Source organism: Fretibacter rubidus, from assembly GCF_041429785.1.
In the GTDB taxonomy this organism is placed as follows: domain Bacteria; phylum Pseudomonadota; class Alphaproteobacteria; order Caulobacterales; family Maricaulaceae; genus Fretibacter; species Fretibacter rubidus.
Genome location: NZ_CP163423.1, coordinates 2180656 through 2201864, shown reverse-complemented (window position 1 = coordinate 2201864; position 21209 = coordinate 2180656). Strand labels below are relative to the sequence as shown.

Genomic DNA, 21209 nt, shown 5'->3' with positions numbered 1-21209 from the left:
GCATTGTGGCGTGGCTAGAATTGAAGCCGCAAACAGACTATGTTTCATGTAAATCTATGCAAAAGGCATGCCCATGACCGCTAATAAGCCGACTCACCCGTCATTTATCGAGATTGTCGACGTCAGCGCCCGCGACGGGCTTCAAAATGAGGACAGGCTATTTTCCACGGATGAAAAACTCGCCTTGATTAATCGGGCTGTTGACTCTGGCTTGCGCCGCATCGAGGTCAGCAGCTTTGTGCACCCCAAACGCGTGCCACAAATGGCTGATGCAGAAGCGGTTATTGCGGGCTTGCCTGACCGTAAAGACGTGACCTTTATCGGCCTGACCTTAAATGAGCGCGGTCTTGACCGGGCTTTAGAGACCAAAATTGATGAAGTCGGATGCGTGGTGGTTGCCAGTGACGGCTTTGCCATGGCCAACCAAGGCCAAACCAGTGCCGAATCTGTTAGTGTGGCCAAAGCCATCATAAAGCGGGCACGTGCAGAAAAACTGCCGGCCAATGTCACAATCTCGACCGCTTTTGGATGCCCTTTTGACGGCGAAGTACCACTTTCGCGTGTGGTCGATATTTGCAAAGCCCTAGCCGATAGCGGCACGCGCGAAATCGCGATTGCGGATACAATCGGCGTTGGTAATCCGTGGCACGTCACAGACATGGTCGCGGCGATTAAAGACGCTGTGCCCGATATGCCCCTGCGCGCGCATTTTCACAATACGCGCAATATGGCGGTGGCGAACGTTTATGCGGCGGTGACCGCGGGTGTGGTCACGCTGGACGGGACAATTGGCGGGATTGGCGGCTGCCCCTTTGCGCCCAATGCCACGGGCAATGTCGCGCTAGAAGACGTGATTTATATGCTGCATAGGGCAGGGGTAGGCACTGGCGTGTCACTTGACCAAATCATTGAAACCGCGCAGTGGTTGTCAGGGCTTATGGCCCGCGATCTGCCGGGGATGGTCAGCAAGGCAGGTTCGTTTCCTAAACAGGACCAAGCAAGCTGATGTCTTTGTCTTTGACGACAGCTTTTACACCATAAATTTGCGCAATCTTTGCCTCTGTTATCATGACCTCTCGCGGGCCTGCATCCACAATGTGTCCGTCTTTCATCCAGATGATATCATCGGCATATTGCGCGGCCAGCGCCAGATTATGCAGCACAATCAGCGCCCCGCCGCCCGTATCAACATAGCCGCGCAACAAATCCATAATCCGAAATTGATGACGCGGGTCGAGTGCGGCCACGGGTTCATCGGCCAGCAGCAGCGGTGCGTTGGTCGCAAAGGCGCGGGCGCAATGCATACGTGCCGTCTCGCCGCCCGACAGCGTATCTGTGCGGCGGTTGGCAAGCGCGGCGATATCACAAGACTGCATGGCTTCATCCACAGCGGCTTGGTCAGCCTCGCCAAGCTTACCCAGCTTCGCCCCATGGGAAAACCGTCCCAGCGCGACGACGTCTTTGACCGTTGCGGGCCAGGCCAGCGGGCGGCTCTGCGGGAGGTAAGCGATTTGCTGTGCGCGGGCGATTGGGGACAGGGACGTGATATCTTTTCCGTCTAATGTCGTGATGCCCGACGGTATCTCGATCAGTCCCAAAGCTGCCCTTAATAATGTTGTTTTCCCTGCGCCATTGGGACCAAGCAATACAGTCAACTTTCCGGGTGCCAGGGTGAATGATGCGTCCTGCACCAATGACTTTTCACCCACGCTTACGGTTATGTTTTGTGCGCGTAACTCAGTCATGGCTGCGGCCCCTTTGCACGGCAATCCAGACAAAGGCGGGGGCCCCAATCAGCGCGGCGACCACACCGAGTTTAAGCTCGCTTTGTGTTGGGATCAGGCGCACAGCAATATCGGCCAGTACCAAAAACAACCCGCCCAACAGCGCCGACGGCCAAAGCGTGCGTGCCGGGTCATAGCCCACAAAAGGCCGCACGACATGGGGCGCGACGATGCCGACAAAACCAATAGCACCCGCAATCGATACGGCTGCGCCCGTCGCCAGCCCCGTGCCCAGGACGGTGAAGATACGCATAGATTTCAGGTTTAGCCCCAAGCCGCTGGCAGCTTCCTCGCCCAAGGTCAGCGCTGTTAATCCGCGCCGTGTCAGCAGCAGCATCGCTATGCCAGCGAGTAAGAACGGCGCGGCGAGGGCGATGTCTGCAAAGCTGCGGTTGGCGACAGAGCCCAGCGTCCAGTTGATCATGTCATTCAGTGAAAACGGGTTCGGCGCGAGGTTAAGAAGAAGGCTCATCACCGCGCCAGCAAAACTGGATAGCCCGACACCGATAAGGATAAGCGTGACGACAGATTGCGTTTTTAAGGCAGCCAAAGCAATGATTGCCGTCGCGACCAAGGCCCCGATGATTGCCGCGATGGGCAGGACCCATGGGCTCACGCTGGTCAGGCCGTAATAAAGCGACAGGGTTGCACCCAGCGCGCTCGCCGCCGATACACCCAGCACGCCCGGCTCCGCCAGTGGATTTCGCAGCAGTCCTTGCAAGGACGCGCCGCAAATCCCCAGCGCTGCGCCCACCACAAAGGCGGCCAATGCGCGGGGCAGGCGGATTTGCCAGATCACGATGGTGTCGCTCGCGCTGCCTTGACCGAGCAATGCCGCCACAACACGCGGCACCTCCATCGCGGTAGAGCCAAGCAAACAGGCGGCAAAAAGCGCGAGTAATACTAATACGCCAAGGCCGATATTGATCCGCGCATCAATCATGACGTGTGCCCGCTAACGCTTCGACCGCGTCCATGAGGTACCACGCCCCGCAACTTGTCCACGCCCCTTGCAGCGGCACAACGTCGGACGATGTCATTTGGTCCCGCGCGATGGGGTGACGCATGGCGGACCAGGCGTCCTTGTTCTGGCTTTTGGTGTCAAAAAAGGCGGCGGCGATGACGTCGGGTGTTTCGCTAGCCATTCGCTCAAGCGGCAGGCTGCGCCAGCCGGATTGTGTCTGAAAATTGGATAATCCCGCTGCGCTTATCATCTCGTGCACCAAAGACCCCGACCCGCTGGTCACGCCAGACGGGGTGACGTAAAGCGCAGACTGTCCAGAGGCCGCAGGCAGGGCCGCGCGTCTTGCGTCAAAATCCGCCACCATTGCTTCGCCTAGTTCTGAAGCCCCCAAGGCGTCGGCCATCTCTAATGTGACGCGTCCTATCCCGTCCAAATCATTGGCCCAACCGACATTGACGACGGGGATATTGGCGCTTTCAAAAAACCGTTGCGCATCCGGCCCGCCGCCGTAGCTGCGCACAACAAGGTCGGGTTTTAGGATAAGCACATCTTCGGCTATTGGGCGCACCGACGGGATGTTTACGGCCTCGTCTCTCAGGTAAGAAAAGGCTTTTGCCGCATCAGGGGATAGCGCCAGAATATTATCACGGGGCACCATTTTTAGGACATATTGGTCGGCGCAATAATCAAGGCTGACAACGCGGGTTGGCGCAGTGTTCATAGGCCTTATAATATCGATAGGGGCGGCGCTACACGCCCCTAAAATTCCGACCAAGCTGATGATAAACCAACGCATAGATTACCGTAGTCTAAAGCCGAAAAACACGCCAGCCCCCGTGCTGTTAAAGCCGAACACATCGCGTGTGTCCTCGTCTAGCAAGTTCTCCCCGCGCAAGGTTAAGGCGATGCGGTCCGTGAGGGGATAGGCGGCCGTTGCGGATAGCAAGACATAGCTATCTAAGGTGACGCGCTCGGCTGGGAATGTGCCAAAATTAAAGTCATCTTGTGATCCGACATAGTCTAGCGCTGCGCCAATGTTAAATCCGTCCTTCGTTGGTGATGACCACAGCACGCTGGCCGAGCCTGTCCACTCTGGCACACGAATTTCAGGCGTGTCGTTATTGTCAGATGAGCTGATTTTCGATAGCGCCCCAGAGAGTGACCACGCGCTTGTGACGTCCCAATTCGTCGAGACCTCCACGCCAGAGCGGTCGCTATCGCTGTCACGATTGGCGGGGGACGACGAAAAATCGGGATTAAACACCGTGAAAATTTCGTTCTCTAGCGCGGCATCGAAATAGGTTGCGCTGAGTGTTACTGTCTCAAAGCTATGGTCAAAGCCAATCTCCCAGCTTTCTGATGTCTCGGGTGTTAAGTCTGGATTCCCGACGAAGCTGCCCGGGAAAAACCCGAATAATTCGGTGAAAGTCGGGTTCTTAACACCCGTGCCGAATGATCCGCGCAGCTTTGTTCCAAAGTCAAAATTATACGCCCCGCCGACCCGCCAGGTCGTCGCATTATCAAACCGACCGTCATTATCATCACGGCGTAGCGATGCGTTTAACGCGATATTATCAAGGCGCGCGCGAAGCTCCCCTGACAGCCCCAATGTGTTAAAGCTTTGGCTCTGATTGGGATCACCAAATAAGGTGTCTGTGCTGATACGGACGTAATCCTCCGCTTCATAATCAATCAGCGCGGATGCGGTGATACCAATCTCATCTGTGCCGAAATTAATAGACGGGCTATAGCTTAGCTTTACGCGTTCCCCTTGGGTTTCGTCTGTGAACACAGTGTCCGCTTCATTAGTCAGTGTCACGTCATTATAGCTGCCTCGGACTTGGTGAGATACTGCGCCCGTTTGGCCGTCAAGCTTAGCCCCCAGCAGGATCTGCTCGCTATCGCTGTCACGGTCTGCATTATCCAGCGCGCCGTCAAAGTTAAGGTCAGGATCTGTGGCGACAGAGGATATGCGGTAGCTACCGAGCAGGGACGCCGCCCAATTATCCGATATATCAAACCCAAGAGAGCCGCCTAGCGCATAGGCGCTGGAGCCGTCTTTTTCGCCGCCTAGCCCCGCCGTATCGACGCCGTCCGTATCAAACACTGATGCGCCCAAATTAAAGCGAACGCCGTTTGCTTCGCCCCCGTAATTTAGCGCGCCGCGTTTGGTATCAAATCTGCCGTATTCAGCCTCAAGCCTCAGGCCGTCTTGACCCGTGGTCATCGACACCACACCGCCAATCGCGTCAGAGCCGTAGACGGCGGATTGTTCGCCGCGCGCAACCTCTATGCGTGACGCGTTCACCCCGCCCCATAGGCCAAAATCCGTCTCGCCTGTGACGGGGTTTGACACTTCAATACCGTCAACCAGCACCAGCGTATGATTGGCTTCCGCGCCGCGAATACGGATTTGGCTAAGCCCCCCAACCGCGCCAGACCGTGACAACCCAACACCCGGCACAGCGCGTAATTGATCGGCAATATAGGGACTATTTCGGATAGATATATCCAGCGCGTCAATCACCGATACGCTACTGGTTACATCATCAAAAGGGACCGCGCGCAGACCCGTGACGATAATCTCGTCATATGCGTCTTGATACGGCTCTTGCGCAAAGGCAGAGTTGGAAAAAAGAGACAAGGCTGTACCTGTCAAAAGGCATAATCGAAACATAAGGGCTCCAAAACAAGCCCGTCCAAGGCTCGTATATCAACGACAAAAGAGGCCCGCCGTAAGGCGTGGACATGGCCAAGGCTGTCGTTGCAGGGAACGTCTGTTCCGCGTCTACATGGCTATTCCCGGCCCAAGACGAACGACGCGATGGCAGGTTTCCTGACTTGCTGTCTATTGCACGGGCCGCCTTCCCAGATTTCTCCAGTGGCATAAGGCACGCGCAGCCAGCTTACAGTTACGGGTATAGCGCTGGACTTACACCAGACTTCCCTTTTAACCCTGTGTTACCAAGGCACCATCTGCGGCGGTGATAGCAATCAAGGCGAGGGTGTCAATGGGATTAAACTTGGCGCGTGGGCGCTGCCGCAGAGCCCGCCAGAATACCGCCGTCAATCGTCAGCTCTGTGCCTGTCATATAGCGCGCCTCGTCACTGGCCAGCATCACGCACAGCGCTGCGACCTCGCTCGGTTGGCCAAAGCGCTGCATGGGCGTATCCGCGACACAGGCCGCCATATTGGCCTCGCGCTCTGGCCCGTCGCCCAACATGGGTTCCCACATCGGCGTTAGAACGGCGGCGGGGTGAATAGAATTACACCGAATATCAAGGCCCTGTTCCGCGCAATAAAGCGCGACCGTTTTGGTATGATTGCGAATGGCGGCTTTGGAACTGGCATAGGCCGCTGCCCCCGGGATACCGACCATACCAGACCGGGACGAGATGTTGATGATTGACCCTGCACCTGCCTCTCGCATGGCTTTAATCGCGTAACGACAGCCCAAAAACGTTCCGTCTAAATTCACCCGGTGCACATCGCGCCAATCAGACAAGCTCGCATGTTCTGGATTTTGCGGGCGGGCGTGGGTTTCAAATCCTGTGATGCCCGCATTATTAACCAGCACATCAATGCGCGGGAAAAGACTATGTAGCGCGTCCCAACCTGACTCGTTGCTGACGTCTAAATGAAAAGATTTTGCGCCTAGCGCATTGGCTTCGCGCTCGGCCGCCGCGCCGTCAATATCCGTGACAATAACAGTGGCCCCTTCGCGCACAAAAGCGCTAGCAATTGCCGCCCCAATCCCGCGCCCAGCCCCAGTGATGACGCATGTTTTTCCGTGAAGTCGTTTCGTCATGCCGTGCCTTATGCTGAACTAAAAGCATAGTTTTAGAGTCGTTTAACGCGACATGCCACGGAAAAGTCATGTTTATCTAATATTTCAGAAAGCAGAGTAAGGGTAACAATATACGGCCTATGAGCCTGAGGTATTTGTTGATGAAGAGATAGATTTATACCGTCTGCGTCCGACAAGAGCGAGGCCAGCAACGCCTCGCGATCATCAAGCGCGTCATACTCCTGTTTCAGACGGTCTAAAACAGGCCAGTATTTAGGGCCGTAGCGCTGAACGAGCTGCGCAGCGATGGTCATGCCGTGTTTAATTTCGACGCGAGACGGCAGTTCTCCTGGGACGCTTATTGAAATGTTGTCAGCGTTTTTCACAAGCGTATATTATCGTATGCAACCCGGTTTTTGTGAAGTAAAAGAGTTGGATAATTGAAGGGTTGCGGGTCAAAAAAGTGCCGGAGTGGCCGTTTTGTTATGTCTATATTCGTAAGCGGCTATTAAACAAATGTACTATGTATGTTTACAAAAGTAGTCGAATTTGTTGCTAGGTAAGTATGTCAAAATCAGAAATCACCACACTCTTGTTATTTACTGGGTTAATATTTTTTGGACTTAATGCCTGTTCAAGGCTCACTGAAAATCCCGTTGATTCACTCCGAAAATCCATCACTGATGGGATGAAGCAAGACTGTTTTCTAGAGGTGCAAAAACATGATTTTTTAACAGATATCTATAGGCAAAGATCAGATTTGGGATTCTTAGTGGGCGTAGAAAACAAGCGTCCCACCCCTACGCTACCTAAAGAAATCACTCTTGAAGATTTTATAGATTTAAAGCCGTCATTGCGAAGAGAAAGAACCAGAATCCCAACGCCAATTACAGGAGGCAACGTGATTTATGGTTCGCAGCAGTCATCCTTCGAAATTTGGGAATATCGGTTCAGGAATGAAGAGTTTTCTTTCTTATGCAGATCCAAAGTAGATTTTGACGGGGATATACCGCTGCCGAGCGCTCTCATTTTAGAAATTAGTCGAAAAAAATTAGATTAATCTTTACGCTAAAACTTCACACACCTAGCATAAGCTATCCGTCTTCCTTCCCCGCTTTGCGGCGAGTCCAACGCCCCTGCCTCCGCTCGTGTGGGCGGCTCCAGCGTAAGCGTTTAACTTTCCTCAACATAGTTCCACGGCAGCAGTTTGTCGAGGTCTGAGACTTTGATGTCTTGGATATTGGCCAGAGCATTTGTCAGCCAGCTTTGCGGGTTCACGCCATTGAGCTTGCAGGTCTCGATCAGCGAGTAGCAGATAGCTGCGCTTTTTCCGCCTTTCTCTGAGCCAAGGAACAGATAGTTCTTTCGGCCAATGGCAATAGGCCGCATGGCGCGTTCTGCGGTGTTATTGTCAAGCTCCAGAAAACCGTGGTCGAGATAGGGCCTCACCTTCGGAATGCGCGTCAGAGCATATCGATATGACCCCGACGATGCTGGGTTTATGCCTTGGCCTCTAATTCCCACGGCGGAATGCCGCTATAGCGCGCGACCAGAAAATCAACAAAGGCGCGCACACGCACGGATAAATGCCGTGTCGGTGGATAGACGGCATAGGCATTTATGTCCGACCAGCGGTAGTCTGGTAACAGCTCCACCAATGTCCCCTCATCAATGGCATCACATAAGATAAAGATGGGCTGGATGGTCACGCCCAAGCCAGCCACAGCAGCATCGCGTAGAAAGTCGCCATTAGAGGCCGTAAGTGCCGAGGGCAGCTCAATTGTGCCGCTTTGCCCGTGTGGCCCTTTGTAAGTCCAGACCGTTTTTGCGCGGCCTGAATAGCGCAGCTCTGATAGGGCTTGCAAATCCTCTGGCGTTTTAACGGCGGGCTTATCTTTGAGGTAGTCTGGACTGGCAGTAACGACTGTTCTGATCGGGGCGACCTTGCGCGCTATCAGTCCCGAATCTGGTAAATCCCCAATCCGCACCGCAAGGTCCATGCCTTCGGCGACCAAGTCCACTTTGCGGTCACTGAAATCAATGTCAAAGCTGACGTCGGGATGGTTTTTGGTGAAATCGATAATCGCCGCACCCAGATAAGAAATCCCAAATGACAAAGGCGCGGCGATACGGATGCGCCCAGACAAGTCTTTGGCCGATTGACTGGCCGCGCCTTCGGCTTCTTCCCAATCGGACAATAACATCGTCGCGCGCTGGAACAACGCTTGGCCGCTTTCTGTTAGGCTTAATTTGCGTGTGGTGCGGATGATAAGCTGCGTCCCAAGGCGCGCTTCAAGCTCTGATATGCGGCGACTAATGGCTGATTTGGCGACGCGAAGCTGCTTTGCGGCGGCGGTGAAGGATCCTGACTCGATTGTGCGGACAAAGGCTTCTAATTCTTCATAACGGCTCATACGTTGCGTATATCGCAACAATGTTTTCCATAATAGCCCTCTAATAAAATTTATTTGAACGGTCTATCTAAAGCTCAACGAAACAGACCATCCGATGGAGACACCCATGACGAAAGATTTGAACCGCATCCTACGTATTGACGCCAGCGCCCGCCAGGACGGCTCGATGAGCCGCACGCTTGCCGATGACGTGATTAATCACCTGTCTGGCCTGGGCGCTGTGCGGGTGACAAACCGCGATGTTGCCAAAGGCTTACCCTTTGTCGACAGCGCATGGGTCGACGCCAATTTCACACGAGAGCCTAAGCGCACAGAGGCGCATAAAAAGGCGTTGGAATTGTCCGATAGCTTGGTCGATGAAATTGCTGATGCTGACACGCTGCTCATTGGCATGCCGATTTACAATTTCGGTATCCCCGCCACGTTAAAAGCTTGGGTCGATATGACCGCCCGTGTGGGGCGCACATTTAATTACACAGAAAACGGCCCCGTGGGCAAAATGACGGGCAAGCGCGCTATTGTTGTGGTTGCCTCTGGCGGCACAAAAGTGGGCAGCGATATAGATTTCGCCACGCCTTATCTGACCCATGCGCTCGGCTTTATCGGCATTGATGATGTGACCTTCATCAAGGCTGACGGCCTTGGCCGTGACGCGGAAAAAACCATCGCAGCGGCCAAAGCGGCCATTGCAAAACTAACATAACACTATTCAATTTGAGAGGATGAAATGATGACACGACGTACCGTAATGACAAGCGCCACAGCCGCCGCAATGCCTGCTGTTGTGACCGCAAACACTGACAGGCCAATGGCCTCGGGCTTTAAAGTGCTGCCCGCAGATGCGCGCGGCATGGCTGACCACGGTTGGCTGAAATCAGCCCATAGCTTTAGTTTCGCAAATTACTTTAACCCGGATTATGTCCAGTTTGAGAGCTTGCGCGTTATTAATGATGACCGCGTGGCACCCGGTATGGGCTTTCCCGCTCACCCGCATCAAAATGCAGAGATTTTCTCTTATGTTCTAGACGGCAAGCTGGAGCATAAAGACAGCATGGGTTATGGTTCTCGCGTGGAAGCAGGCGGCGTTCAATATATGAGCGCTGGCTCTGGTGTGCGGCACTCTGAATATAATCCGTCGCCGGATTATCCCGTGCATTTTCTGCAAATCTGGTTGATACCCAATGTGGAAAACGGCGAGCCGCGCTATGACACCATGGACATTAAAGACGCGGATAAAGACGGGCAGCTAAAGCTGTTCCTCTCACCTGACGGTCGTAACGGGTCGATGAAAATCAGCGCGGATGCCGATATTTATGCCGCCACACTGAATGGCGATCAAGTCATAGAGGCGTCCATTACACCGGGTCATAAAGGCTGGGTGCAAATGGCGCGCGGCGCGCTGACTGTGAACGGGCAGCGGCTAGAGGTTGGTGACGGCCTTGCGATTAACACGGCGGGCCGTCTTGAGTTTACCGACGGCGAAGACGCAGAGTTCATCCTGTTCGATCTCGCCCCTTACGGTCAGGCGTAAACCCATAGCTTCAAAATATCACCCGCTCTCATGAATATGAGGGCGGGTATTTTTATGTTCATATAACGCCCCATGTTGACGCCGCCCGCGAATTAGCGAAAAGCTATGATATGATTTATTCTACACAAAGTTTGACCCAATGATCGGGATGTTATCAGGGGTCTGCCTTATGAGCGGGCAGGGCGAAGCGATTGTTGATGTTGGCGGGGTCGGTTACCTTGTGCAATGCGGATCGCGCACTTTGGGCGCCATGTCAGAGGGCGAGGCGGTGCGCCTTCATATTGAAACCCATGTGCGCGAAACGGCCATCACGCTCTACGGCTTTGGCACGGAGGAGGACCGCGCCTGGTTCGTGCGTTTGCAATCCGTGCAAGGCGTTGGGCCAAAAGCGGCGCTCGCAATTTTGGATATTTTGACACCAGGGCAAATCCTGTCGGCGGCCAGCCTTGAGGACAAAGCAGCTTTCGCGCGCGCCAAAGGCGTTGGCCCAAAATCAGCCAGCCGTATCGCGACCGAACTATCGGGCAAACCCGCACCCAGCGGTCGAGGTTTCCATGTCGCCTTCACCAAGCCAGACAGTTCAGCCGACCAATCCGCATCTGAACGCACGGAAGGGCTATCTGACATGATGCTGCGCAATGATGCAGTCTCCGCGCTGGTCAATTTGGGCATTGGGCAGTCAGATGCTCTGCGCGCTGTTGCGGCGGCCTATAATACTTTTTCTGATGACCCGCCTTTGGATGACCTTATCAAAGTCGCCTTTAAGGAACTCTCCAAATCATGAGTGATGATCGCATCATATCGGGGGATAACCAAGTTGGGGATGGTCGAGACCGCGCGCTGCGGCCTTTGTCCTTTTCCGATTTTGTTGGGCAGAAAACGGCCATTGCGAACCTGCAAGTCTATGTCGAAGCCGCGCGCAGGCGCGAAGAAGCGCTCGATCATCTGCTGCTTTCTGGCCCACCGGGTCTGGGTAAGACGACGCTGTCCCAAATCGTGGCGCGGGAGCTTGGCGTGAACTTTCGCGCGACCTCTGGCCCCGTCATATCAAAGGCCGGCGATTTGGCCGCGCTTTTGACAAATCTTGAACCGCGTGATGTCTTGTTCATTGACGAAATCCACCGCCTTAACCCGGCTGTTGAAGAAGTGCTTTATCCCGCCATGGAGGATTTTGAACTTGATTTAATTATCGGCGAAGGGCCAGCGGCACGGTCGATTAAAATCGACTTGGCCCCATTCACCCTTATCGGCGCGACCACGCGGGCGGGGCTTCTGGCGACGCCTCTGCGTGACCGTTTCGGTATTCCTGTGCGGCTTGAATTTTACGACACAGTGGAACTGACCAAAATTGTCCTGCGCGGGGCGAGCAAATTAGATATGAATATGACAGCGGATGGGGCCAAAGAAATCGCGCGGCGCGCCCGCGGCACACCCCGTGTGGCGGGGCGGCTACTGCGCCGTGTGCGGGATTTATCAGAACATGCAGGCGACACGCAAATTGATGTCGCGGCGGCGGATGCGGCGCTGCTTCGGCTCGGCGTTGATAATATCGGGCTAGATAAACAAGATATGCGTTACCTGCTCGCGCTGTGTGAAATGTTTAGTGGCGGGCCCGTGGGGGCCGATACCATGGCCGCCGCCCTATCAGAGGCCCGCGACGCATTAGAAGACGTGATAGAGCCCTATCTCATTCAGCAGGGTTTTTTGCAACGCACCCCGCGTGGCCGGGTCGCCACCCCGCGCGCCTTTGCCCATTTGGGGCTGTCCGCGCCTGTGCGTCCTGATTTACCTGACCTATTCGAAGGTGGTGTGTAATGGCCGACGATAGCCACATTGCGCCGCAAGATTTGCCCAATATCGGTTACTTCAAAGGCCGCGAGCATTATTACCCGATCCGCGTTTTTTATGAGGATACGGATTTTTCTGGCGTGGTCTATTATGCCAATTACCTGCGGTTTTTGGAACGTGCCCGCTCATCCTATTTTCGTCTAGCGGGCATTGGTCACGCCGAATTGCTCGACCGCGACCCGCCGCTGGCCTTTGTTATTCGCAAGATTAATCTGGATTACAAACGCAGCGCTAAAATCGACGATGTGCTGTCCGTGATGACGACCTATGACGTGTTCAAAGGGGCAAGGCTACTGGTTACGCAAAAGGTCTTTCGCGGCGAAGAATTGCTCCTGACTGCAGGTAGTGAAGCCGCCTGTATCAGCCTCGATGGCCGTCCCCGACGCGCCCCGAAAGAGATGATGGATAAATTGCGGCCCTATTTGTTGGAGGGGTAGAGTAACGTAAATAGACGTTTGAAAGATATTCGCTGAATAATATTTGCCCGAAACTGGCGTCGTTTCCCTAAACCCATCCCCACCCCCAAAGGCTGCGGTAACATGCCAGCCAATGTCTTTCACGCAAACATATCCTATTGAAGCGCAGCCCGCGACCAATCACGCGGCCACTGCGCCGTTTAGCCTGTTATCGGCGATTTGGGCGTGGCTGGGTATAGTTTCCCGACACGTTTTAGGGCGTGGCGTCATCCACGGCGATACACCGCCAACGCCCTTCGTTTCCCGCGTAGTCAACCGTGCGCAGCGGCGTCTTTATAATCATCATCCCAACAGCCCACTGCCGCCGTCGCGTAACCTTACGCCGTTTTATGCCTTCGGCCCGCGCGTGTCGCCGACCCAGTTTTTAGAACGGCTTTGTCGTCTCTCTGTTCGGGGCCGTGTGATCGTCTACCGCATGGTGTTTTGGTCGCCGCGCCTGGTGCGCGAGGCCTTTATGGCGCTGTTTTCGCGCGGCACGTTTCGCCAACCCAGCGGATTATGTGAGGCGCATCTCGTCCCTGATTAGCCTCATTTTATTTTTAAAACTTGCAATACCACAGCGTGAAAGCCCCCTTTCGCGGACACGCCCGCATGTCTTAATGACGCGGTTTACTTTCCGTCACCTTGCGAGCGTTTAACTTGCAACGTCGCGCCATGACCACCCATATGCCTTATGCACATTGGGGATCGCATAGAGTGTAATGATACGACGGGGCCGCTGGGCTTACAGGCGATTATTGCGGCGTTGATTTTGCATGGTTTCTTACTGGCAAGTCTAAGCATCGTGCGTGACCCCCTAGTGCCGTTGCCAGAATTTCGGGCCTTATCCGTGACCCTCGTGCCCCCCACTGTGAAAGAGGAGCCGCAATCCACCCTCACTAATCCGGCACCCGCCGAGCCAATAGACACACCCAAAGCGGTAGCGATACCAGAGGTCAAACCTCCCGCTGTGGCACCTGTGGCTGAGACCGCGCCTGTTACTGAAACACCCAGCGAGTTAATCACGGCACGCGAGGCAAAGGACGGTGAATTATCTGCCGCCCCGAGCCTCTCGCCAGAGGCGGGCGGGGGTGATTACATCGGCTCTCTCTGGGCGTTAAAACCGCCCTTGGCCACAGATAGGCTAGAGGGGCTAGGACTGGGCGAGGCGGTGGATTGCCTGCAATCGCTGTCAGAGGATTGCAATGACATGCGCAAGGAGGTGTTCGCCGAATACCAAATGACAGACACAGACAAAGTCTGGACCCAAGCGCGCGCCGATACGGGCATGCCGTCGCAATTTTACGGCCTGTCAGAGCGCGAAATTCGCTTGAAAGTGGGTAGTAAAATCGCTGGCGAAAACGGATTTATGATTTTACCAGGGATTGGCATAGACGGCCAGTTTTGGGATATGTTGCACGGTGTTAAAAAAGGATGCGAAATGAAACGCGGGGTCACGCCGGACGGCACTTATGATGTTGTGCGCGTTTGCCCAGACAGCTTACCGGCCGCGCGGGACCGCAAATATCACATTCCAAAGGCAGAGTAGCTGTGATAAACACGCGACATGACCAAACGCGATACACTTTTTCTTCTGCCGCCCGGATTTTTTGATAATGACCGGCGAGAATATTGCCAGGAATGTGCCGAGATTTGGGGGGTGTTAGCGTATTATCCTGCCATCAAAGAGGGTGTGGATATTATCTATCAATCGATAGAAAAACCGCGCGCAGATTTGGTGGCCATGCTCGGTGATAAAAACCAAAACTGCCCGACATTAGTCTTGGCGAGCGGTAGTCCGCATTATGATGGATGTGGGATTATGACGAAATCGGGTCACCACTTTATCAATAATGCGCGCGATATGGGCCGGTATTGGGCGGCGCGATACGGCACGGCAACACCACGCTAAGAGGGTTTGTTCGCATCTGGATGAAAGCGGAAATGCGCGGTCATGGGATAGGCGAATAAGATATTATCTTCCACGGGTCCTGCGCCGATATTATGCACGATAAGCGGCGTACCGTCAGGCGCGGTTTTGTCCGTGACAATGCCGATATGCGGCAAGCGCCCACCGACGCGCCACGTCACAATATCACCGGGCAGAAAATCAGCGGGCTTTTTAGAGCGAGCGAGTTTCGCCCCTTGGCGGGTGAGATAGGCCTCCAGATTAGGCACGCGGCGATGATCGATATTTTTATCCGCCCGCTTTAGGCCCCAATGATTAGGATAGGCGTCAAAATCACGGCGCATATCGACATGCACGGCCTTTTGAAAATCAAAGCCGTAAGCCGTTCGGTAACTGCGGATAATGACATCGGTGCAAACACCTGTATCTGCGGGGACGTCCCCACCGGGATAATCCAGCCGCAAATAGGCAGGGTCGTAGCGCACGGATAGCTCTGTTCGCGCTTGGGCTGTATCGACGAGGGTCTCGGGTGAGCCAGCCAAAGCCGTACCCCAACATAAAAGGGGTAGCGCTAATAATATGGCTACCTTAGCCGTCATCGGCGGGAATCGTTTCGCCGACACCGGGGCCTGTTGCGCCGATCTCGACGTCTTCGCAAATATCAAGGACCTGTTTGCCTTCAGTATCGACATATAAGATTTCGGCGGGCTTAACGATGCGCACTTGTTTTTCCTTGCGCTCAATCGGGTCATAGGGCGGATTGTCAATCATGGTGATGGCATACATGATTTTTGTCTCAGCCGGCACAACGACGCGCTGCAAAGATGAGACTGGCGCGCAGGTTTGTATAGGCTCAACCTCGACCACGACGGGGGCCGGGGGCACCTCTGGCACTGTGTTACACGCGGATAGGGCGGCAATGGCTGCGATCGGCAAAGCAAAGGTTACGAGGGTACGCATGATAGACTCCAGTCTGATTATATCTCTTATATGGATATAGGGTCAGCCTAGCACAAAACACGGAGATAATATGACGAAATAGCAGAAACTTCGTCACAAATTTGCCGCCTTTGTCAGGAATTCAGAAAAACAGCGGATTTCTTAACGCTATGGTTAATATTTCCTTGCTAAGTCAGGAGCGAAACGACAGTGCCAGTTAAATGGAGCGCTAATCTTACAGCCTGTTAATTGGTCGATACGACCAAGAGGCCCTAGGTTAGCGCTAGCTTTGATTTGAAACGGATTTATTATGACGCTTACGGCTATCACGCTCCTTACCGCGGCCCCTTTATTTGAGGCCAGTATTATCATGCAGGCCGCGCCGCTTGATCCGGCAAAATCTGTGGGTGATTTTTCCTTTATCGGCTTGTTTATGCTGGCCGATTGGGTTGTGAAATCAGTCATGATTTTACTGATTATACTTTCAATTTGGTCGTGGGGTATTGCGGTTGATAAGTTCATCAACTTTTCCATGTTGCGTAAAAAGGCCACCGCCTTTGAAGAAACCTTTTGGTCAGGCCGTACATTGGACGAGCTAAACGCAGGGCTATCAAATGATACACGCGACCCGATGGCGCGCATTTTTGCGGCGGCCATGCGCGAATGGGACGAAAGCAAAGCGGGCAACCGGTCCGAGGCGGCGCTGCACAGCACGCACGAACGCATTGACCGGGTGATGACATTGGTCGTCAACCGCGAAGTGGCCAAGATTGAACGCGGCATGTCTGTACTCGCGATTGTGGCGTCGGCTTCGGTCTTCATCGGATTGTTCGGGACAGTTTGGGGTATTATGAACGCCTTTCGCGCGATTGCCGCGACGCAAAACACCAATCTATCCGTTGTGGCTCCTGGTATCGCCGAAGCGCTGTTTGCGACCGCGCTTGGCTTGATTGCCGCTATCCCTGCCTTGATTTTCTTTAATCTGTTTTCAAGCAAAATTGATAGCTATTCTGGCCGCCTCGAAGGGTATGCCGATGAGCTTTCGGCTATTCTGTCGCGCAAAATCAATAAGGGCGGCTAGCCATGGGTGCTAATGTTTCATCTCGCGGCGGAGGTCGCGGCGGCCGTCGCCGCACTCGGCGTAACCGTCTTAATGCTGATATTAATGTCACCCCATTAGTGGATGTTATGCTTGTGCTGCTGATTGTGTTTATGGTCGCGGCGCCTTTATTATCAGTCGGCGTGCCCGTCGAACTTCCCAAGACAGACGCCAAGTCTCTACCCTCTGAGACAGAGCCGATTACGATTACCGTGGATAAAGACGGCACAGTGTTTTTGCAAGAAACCGAAGTCACGCTGGATGATATTGTTGTGCGCCTGTCTGCCATTGCGCAAAATGGCTATGACGAACGGATATATCTGCGCGGTGATAATGCCTCGGATTACGGCTCTGTGATGAAAGTCATGGCGCGGATTAATGCGGCTGGATATTCTAATCTGGGTCTGGTGACAGACCCCGTCAGCCAATAGCGGACGACCCAAGGAGAGTTTAGTTTCATGAGTTTCGGCCTCCCCATATCCATCGCGCTGCACGGCACTGTGCTGCTGGGCGGTCTTTTGTTTATGGGGCGCTCTATCCCAACGCTTGATCAGGGGCAGGTTATCTCTGTGGAGATTTTAACCGTGGCCGATATCACCAATGTGCGCGCCGCGATTAAGGCGCCAGAGCCGAGAGCCGTGGAGCCAGACGCCCCACCCATGAGCCTGCAAACGCCGATGGAGAATGCGGATGAGCAGTCTGATGTTGTTGAGCAACGCCAAGACGACGCTGCGCCAGCGCCTGAACCTGAACCAGAGCCTGACCAAGCACCTGAAAAGCTGGCTGAGGCCACGCCTATGCCAGACCCAAAGCACAAAGATGATAAGCCCAAACCACCGACAAAGCCCGCCTTTGATCTGGACAGATTGTCTGACATCGTGAACCGCACCCGCGACGCTGCACCAGAGAAGAACCAGCAAGTCGCCTTGCAATCAGAAACAAATGTCTATGAATTTGCCGATGTGTCGCGCACAGCCAGCGGCGAGGGGACGGGGCTATCCGTCACGCTTTTAGATAAGCTGCAAACTGAAATGCTGCGCTGTTGGCGCGAAAGCCGTGACGCCGTTAATCCAGAGAGCCTTGTAGTGCAGTTTCGCGTGCGCTTACTGCCCGATGGTTATGTCGAGAGTGTGCAGATGTTGGGTCAAACGGGCAGCGGGCCTTATGCGGCAGTGGCGCGACAACGCGCTGCGGCTGCGATTAAAAAATGCGAACCCTATGATTTTCTGCCAAAAGACCAGTATAATGGCTGGAAAGATTTAACGCTAAGCTTTAGGCCCAGAGCCTAGTCGAGGCGTTTAAGTCCGTGCGGGCTTTTGGTTTTGTCGATAAAGGACATATGATGCGATTTTTAACTCTGATATTTGTTTTGCTCGCCAGCCTAATGGTGGCGGTGCCGCAAATGGCTCACGCCCAGCTGAAAATTGATATCACCAAAGGTAATCTCGACCCGACGCCTATCGCCGTGCCCGACTTCATGAGTAATAATGCCCAAGGCCGTGAGATTGGTAAAGACCTAGCCGCCGTCGTGCGCGCGGACTTAGAACGCTCTGGCCTGTTTAAATCGCTCGACCCCGCCTCCTTTATCGAAACGCAAACCAATATTGATTATCAACCGACCTATGCTGATTGGCGCGTAATCAAGGCCGAGGGTCTGGTGTCTGGCCGTATTGTAATGGAGTCAGACAGCCGCATGCGGGTTGAATTTCGCCTTTGGGATATATTTGGCGGCTCGCAATTATCGGGCGTTCGTCTGGCGGGTACCCCCGATAGTTGGAAGCGCATGGCGCATAAAGTCTCGGACGCTATCTATAGCCAGCTCACGGGTGAAACAGGCTATTTTGACAGCCGCATTGTTTTTATCGACGAGACAGGGCCAAAAACTGACCGCCGCAAGCGCCTAGCTATTATGGATCAAGACGGGGCCAATGCGCAATATTTGCTCGCAGGACCGCGCACGGTGATTACGCCGCGCTTTTCGCCCAATGCGCAAAAAATTACCTATATGAGTTATGAAAATATCGTCCCGCAGATTTACTTGCTGGATATTGAAACGGGCCGCCGCGAATTGCTGGGCAGTTTCCCAGGCATGACCTTTGCGCCGCGTTTTTCACCCGATGGTGAGAACATGCTTCTGTCTTTAATGAAGCGCGATAATAGCGATATTTATGTCATGAACCTGCGCTCACGCAGTACGACACAGCTGACGACTAATCCGGGTATTGATGTCTCGGCGAGCTTCTCACCAGATGGACGTCAGATTGTTTTTAACTCTGACCGCGGCGGTAGCCCGCAGCTTTACGTTATGAATGCTGACGGGTCCGGTCAAAAACGTATTAGCTTTGGTAAGGGCCGTTACAGCGCCCCTGTCTGGTCACCGCGCGGCGATAAGATTGCCTTTGTTAAAAGTGGCGGCGGCAAGTTCGGTATTGGCGTGATGAACCCTGACGGCTCTGGCGAACGCCTATTGACGGAAAGCTTCCTTGATGAGGGTCCGACATGGTCCCCCAATGGTCGCGTTATTCTGTTTAGTCGCGAAACGCGCGGCACACGCGGAACAAGTCAAATTTGGTCTGTGGATTTAACGGGGCAGAACCTCCGCCAGGTGCCGACACCAACGGCGGCGTCTGATCCCGCATGGTCACCGCTTCTGCCTTAATTTGACCAGAGTTGTTGACCACCGTGATGAATTGACGTGAAAATTGATTAAAAAGCGTCAATCTAGGTCAGAATTTGCGAGAAACTCTTGAAATGTGTTCCGCGCTTTGGCTTAATAAAGCAAGACACTCGACATGAGTGTATGAAGAGAGAAAATTATGACTTTGAATAATCTTGCCCCTAAATTTCTTGCTGGCGTTGCGGCTGTGGCGATGTTGTCAGCCTGTGCGACAAAGCCTGAACCTGTTATTGAACAAGTCGCCGCCCCTGCGCCAGCGCCTGTCTTTGTAGAGCCTGAACCCGAGCCCGTCGTGGAAACGGCGCCTGCGCCTGTTGTGGCCCCGATGGTTAATCCAAACTTGCCTATCCCGGGCTCCGCTGCTGACTTTGCATTCCGCGCAGGCGGTGATGCGCGTGTTTATTTTGGCTATGATCAATACCGTCTATCCCCTGACGCGATTAATGCCCTTCGCGCACAGGCTGATTGGCTAAAGCTTTATGATAATGTCACAGCGGTTATCGAAGGCAATGCCGATGAGCGCGGTACACGTGAATATAATCTGGCCTTGGGCGCGCGCCGCGCCGAAGCGGTCAAATCCTTCCTTGTCGGACAAGGCGTCGCGCCGAGCCGCTTGACGACTGTGTCCTATGGTAAGGAACGCCCGATTGATGGTCGCTCCAATGAAGAAGGCTGGGCGCGAAACCGTAATGGCCACACAAATTTGATGTCTGGCACTGTTGGCTAAGCAGGCGAGCCGTTTTAAGGATTTGCTAACCATCTTAACTGTCATTTAATCAGACATGACATAATCTGGCCGCTATGAATGGGGACACTCATTACTAGCGGCCTTTTTGTGTCGTCATTTTAGTTTTATCGGAGCTTGCTATGTTGCGTCTTATTTCAGCTTTTTGCCTTGTGATGTTAATGTCTGTGCCCGCCCATGCGCAAAGCCGTAAAGAACTGGCTGCGCAGGACGCCATTATCATTGACCGCCTCTCGCGCCTTGAGAGCCGTATGCTGACGGGTGACCCGGCGGCTGAACGGCTCATGCAGCGCATGGACGCGTTGGAGGGTGAAATGCGCACATTGACGGGTGACGTGGAACGCCTTCGGTTTGAGCGTGACCAGCTGCGCACGGATGTGGCGGGATTAGCCGCGCAACTTGAGGGCTTGCAAGCATTGGCAAGCCGCACGCAAACCCATTTGGACGCCGTTGATTTGATTGCCCAAGAGCAGTCGCGCCGTCCTTTTCAAAACCAGCCGTCTGGACAGAACTTTGGCTCTGGTCAAAGTTTTGGGTCTGTTGATACGCTGCAAGGCGGCACTGGCATGCAACCCAACTTTCCAAGCGAGGGCACATTTGACCCGAACCAGCCCAATGCGGTCTCTCCGCCGCCAACCTTTGGTGAGCGCACAATTGGCGTGCAGCAATTTAATGTCGACACCCTGCCTGAAACAGGCAAACAGAAACTAGCCGAGGGTGATTTTTCTGGCGCGCAAATCGCGTTTCGCCAATATTTAGACATTAATCCCGACGCAGCGGATGCGGGCGATGTGAACTACTGGCTGGGTGAGAGTTATTTTGTGCGCGGCGGTTATGCCGACGCGGCGGACGCCTATATCACCTCCATGCGTAAAGCCCCGCAGGGTGATTTCGCACCTAACGCTATGGTGGGTCTCGCCGCGACGATGCGCCAACTCGGTAATAAAGACGAGGCTTGCGCGGCGCTGGATAGCTTCCCGACACAATACCCCAATGCGTCACTGGATGTGCAAAACAAAGCCAATCTGGAGATGGCCCGCACAGGCTGTTAAGCAC

Annotated in this window: 25 protein-coding genes, 1 pseudogene and 1 riboswitch; of the genes and pseudogenes, 16 read left to right on the top strand and 10 right to left on the bottom strand. The window is 54.1% G+C overall.

Annotation, left to right across the window (positions count from 1 at the left end; genetic code table 11):
- Window positions 1-73 precede the first annotated feature (73 nt).
- Window positions 74-1006, top strand: a complete 933-nt coding sequence (locus AB6B37_RS10235) for a hydroxymethylglutaryl-CoA lyase (RefSeq protein WP_371395683.1) — start codon at window positions 74-76, stop codon at window positions 1004-1006.
- Here the strand turns inward: AB6B37_RS10235 and AB6B37_RS10230 are convergent.
- The 6 genes from AB6B37_RS10230 to AB6B37_RS10205 all read right to left on the bottom strand — a co-directional run bounded on the left by AB6B37_RS10230 (window position 984) and on the right by AB6B37_RS10205 (window position 6922).
- Entirely contained in the window at window positions 984-1745 is a 762-nt protein-coding gene (locus AB6B37_RS10230; protein WP_371395682.1) for an ABC transporter ATP-binding protein, read from the bottom strand. The two genes, AB6B37_RS10235 and AB6B37_RS10230, sit on opposite strands and share 23 nt — an antisense overlap.
- Complete coding sequence (locus tag AB6B37_RS10225) at window positions 1738-2727, bottom strand: FecCD family ABC transporter permease (protein WP_371395681.1); 990 nt, start codon at window positions 2725-2727, stop codon at window positions 1738-1740. Before AB6B37_RS10225 ends, AB6B37_RS10230 begins: the two co-directional genes overlap by 8 nt.
- Window positions 2720-3544 carry an ABC transporter substrate-binding protein gene (locus AB6B37_RS10220; RefSeq protein ID WP_371395680.1) on the bottom strand — a complete coding sequence of 275 codons (825 nt, stop codon included), beginning with the start codon at window positions 3542-3544 and terminating at the stop codon, window positions 2720-2722. The genes AB6B37_RS10225 and AB6B37_RS10220 overlap by 8 nt, the downstream gene beginning before the upstream one ends.
- Window positions 3545-3547: 3 nt before the next feature.
- The gene (locus tag AB6B37_RS10215; protein ID WP_371395679.1) at window positions 3548-5425 is read right to left on the bottom strand and encodes a TonB-dependent receptor plug domain-containing protein; all 1878 of its coding nucleotides are present in this window, start codon (window positions 5423-5425) and stop codon (window positions 3548-3550) included.
- A gap of 131 nt (window positions 5426-5556) precedes the next feature.
- A riboswitch (cobalamin riboswitch) is annotated at window positions 5557-5740 on the bottom strand.
- A gap of 25 nt (window positions 5741-5765) precedes the next feature.
- Window positions 5766-6557, bottom strand: a complete 792-nt coding sequence (locus tag AB6B37_RS10210; protein ID WP_371395678.1) for an SDR family oxidoreductase — start codon at window positions 6555-6557, stop codon at window positions 5766-5768.
- 32 nt (window positions 6558-6589) lie between these two features.
- A complete protein-coding gene (locus AB6B37_RS10205; protein ID WP_371395677.1) occupies window positions 6590-6922 on the bottom strand; it encodes a hypothetical protein in 333 nt (110 codons plus the stop codon).
- A 179-nt stretch (window positions 6923-7101) separates the two neighbouring features.
- Here AB6B37_RS10205 and AB6B37_RS10200 point away from each other — a divergent pair, with 179 nt between their 5' ends.
- On the top strand, window positions 7102-7596 hold the full coding sequence (locus AB6B37_RS10200) for a hypothetical protein (protein ID WP_371395676.1): 495 nt from the start codon (window positions 7102-7104) through the stop codon (window positions 7594-7596).
- A 113-nt stretch (window positions 7597-7709) separates the two neighbouring features.
- Here the strand turns inward: AB6B37_RS10200 and AB6B37_RS10195 are convergent.
- Together AB6B37_RS10195 and AB6B37_RS10190 are read right to left on the bottom strand one after the other, a co-directional pair.
- Window positions 7710-8012 (bottom strand): annotated as a pseudogene (locus AB6B37_RS10195) (transposase domain-containing protein); the annotation flags it as partial.
- Between the two features lie 23 nt (window positions 8013-8035).
- Window positions 8036-8950 carry a LysR family transcriptional regulator gene (locus tag AB6B37_RS10190; RefSeq protein WP_371395675.1) on the bottom strand — a complete coding sequence of 305 codons (915 nt, stop codon included), beginning with the start codon at window positions 8948-8950 and terminating at the stop codon, window positions 8036-8038.
- A gap of 106 nt (window positions 8951-9056) precedes the next feature.
- Here AB6B37_RS10190 and AB6B37_RS10185 point away from each other — a divergent pair, with 106 nt between their 5' ends.
- From AB6B37_RS10185 to AB6B37_RS10150, 8 genes are all read left to right on the top strand, one after another.
- A complete protein-coding gene (locus tag AB6B37_RS10185) occupies window positions 9057-9653 on the top strand; it encodes an FMN-dependent NADH-azoreductase (RefSeq protein ID WP_371395673.1) in 597 nt (198 codons plus the stop codon).
- A 24-nt stretch (window positions 9654-9677) separates the two neighbouring features.
- Window positions 9678-10481 carry a pirin family protein gene (locus AB6B37_RS10180; RefSeq protein ID WP_371395672.1) on the top strand — a complete coding sequence of 268 codons (804 nt, stop codon included), beginning with the start codon at window positions 9678-9680 and terminating at the stop codon, window positions 10479-10481.
- 139 nt (window positions 10482-10620) lie between these two features.
- Window positions 10621-11265, top strand: a complete 645-nt coding sequence (gene ruvA, locus AB6B37_RS10175) for a Holliday junction branch migration protein RuvA (protein ID WP_371395670.1) — start codon at window positions 10621-10623, stop codon at window positions 11263-11265.
- Window positions 11262-12296 (top strand): Holliday junction branch migration DNA helicase RuvB, encoded by a 1035-nt coding sequence (ruvB, locus tag AB6B37_RS10170; protein WP_371395669.1) that lies wholly within the window; start codon window positions 11262-11264, stop codon window positions 12294-12296. The genes ruvA and ruvB overlap by 4 nt, the downstream gene beginning before the upstream one ends.
- The gene (locus tag AB6B37_RS10165; RefSeq protein ID WP_371395668.1) at window positions 12296-12766 is read left to right on the top strand and encodes a YbgC/FadM family acyl-CoA thioesterase; all 471 of its coding nucleotides are present in this window, start codon (window positions 12296-12298) and stop codon (window positions 12764-12766) included. The genes ruvB and AB6B37_RS10165 overlap by 1 nt, the downstream gene beginning before the upstream one ends.
- Window positions 12767-12878: 112 nt before the next feature.
- Window positions 12879-13331 carry a hypothetical protein gene (locus AB6B37_RS10160; protein WP_371395667.1) on the top strand — a complete coding sequence of 151 codons (453 nt, stop codon included), beginning with the start codon at window positions 12879-12881 and terminating at the stop codon, window positions 13329-13331.
- Window positions 13332-13478: 147 nt separating this feature from the next.
- Window positions 13479-14333, top strand: coding sequence for a hypothetical protein (locus tag AB6B37_RS10155; RefSeq protein WP_371395666.1), 855 nt, complete (start codon window positions 13479-13481; stop codon window positions 14331-14333).
- Between the two features lie 18 nt (window positions 14334-14351).
- Complete coding sequence (locus AB6B37_RS10150; protein WP_371395665.1) at window positions 14352-14696, top strand: DUF3088 family protein; 345 nt, start codon at window positions 14352-14354, stop codon at window positions 14694-14696.
- Here AB6B37_RS10150 and AB6B37_RS10145 read toward each other — a convergent pair.
- Both AB6B37_RS10145 and AB6B37_RS10140 read right to left on the bottom strand, forming a co-directional pair.
- A complete protein-coding gene (locus tag AB6B37_RS10145; RefSeq protein ID WP_371395663.1) occupies window positions 14693-15292 on the bottom strand; it encodes a DUF1287 domain-containing protein in 600 nt (199 codons plus the stop codon). The two genes, AB6B37_RS10150 and AB6B37_RS10145, sit on opposite strands and share 4 nt — an antisense overlap.
- Window positions 15282-15653: a hypothetical protein gene (locus AB6B37_RS10140; protein ID WP_371395662.1), complete on the bottom strand. Its 372-nt coding sequence runs from the start codon at window positions 15651-15653 to the stop codon at window positions 15282-15284. Before AB6B37_RS10140 ends, AB6B37_RS10145 begins: the two co-directional genes overlap by 11 nt.
- 289 nt (window positions 15654-15942) lie before the next feature.
- On the opposite strand from AB6B37_RS10140, the gene tolQ reads away from it, so the two are divergent.
- From tolQ to AB6B37_RS10110, 6 genes are all read left to right on the top strand, one after another.
- Window positions 15943-16713: a protein TolQ gene (tolQ, locus tag AB6B37_RS10135; RefSeq protein ID WP_371395660.1), complete on the top strand. Its 771-nt coding sequence runs from the start codon at window positions 15943-15945 to the stop codon at window positions 16711-16713.
- 2 nt (window positions 16714-16715) lie between these two features.
- Window positions 16716-17162 (top strand): ExbD/TolR family protein, encoded by a 447-nt coding sequence (locus AB6B37_RS10130; RefSeq protein WP_371395659.1) that lies wholly within the window; start codon window positions 16716-16718, stop codon window positions 17160-17162.
- A 27-nt stretch (window positions 17163-17189) separates the two neighbouring features.
- The gene (locus AB6B37_RS10125) at window positions 17190-18020 is read left to right on the top strand and encodes a hypothetical protein (RefSeq protein WP_371395657.1); all 831 of its coding nucleotides are present in this window, start codon (window positions 17190-17192) and stop codon (window positions 18018-18020) included.
- Window positions 18021-18070: 50 nt separating this feature from the next.
- Window positions 18071-19390 (top strand): Tol-Pal system beta propeller repeat protein TolB, encoded by a 1320-nt coding sequence (gene tolB / locus AB6B37_RS10120; protein ID WP_371395656.1) that lies wholly within the window; start codon window positions 18071-18073, stop codon window positions 19388-19390.
- Between the two features lie 157 nt (window positions 19391-19547).
- Window positions 19548-20135 (top strand): peptidoglycan-associated lipoprotein Pal, encoded by a 588-nt coding sequence (gene pal / locus AB6B37_RS10115; RefSeq protein ID WP_371395655.1) that lies wholly within the window; start codon window positions 19548-19550, stop codon window positions 20133-20135.
- A gap of 140 nt (window positions 20136-20275) precedes the next feature.
- On the top strand, window positions 20276-21205 hold the full coding sequence (locus AB6B37_RS10110; RefSeq protein ID WP_371395654.1) for a tetratricopeptide repeat protein: 930 nt from the start codon (window positions 20276-20278) through the stop codon (window positions 21203-21205).
- The last annotated feature ends 4 nt before the right edge of the window (window positions 21206-21209 follow it).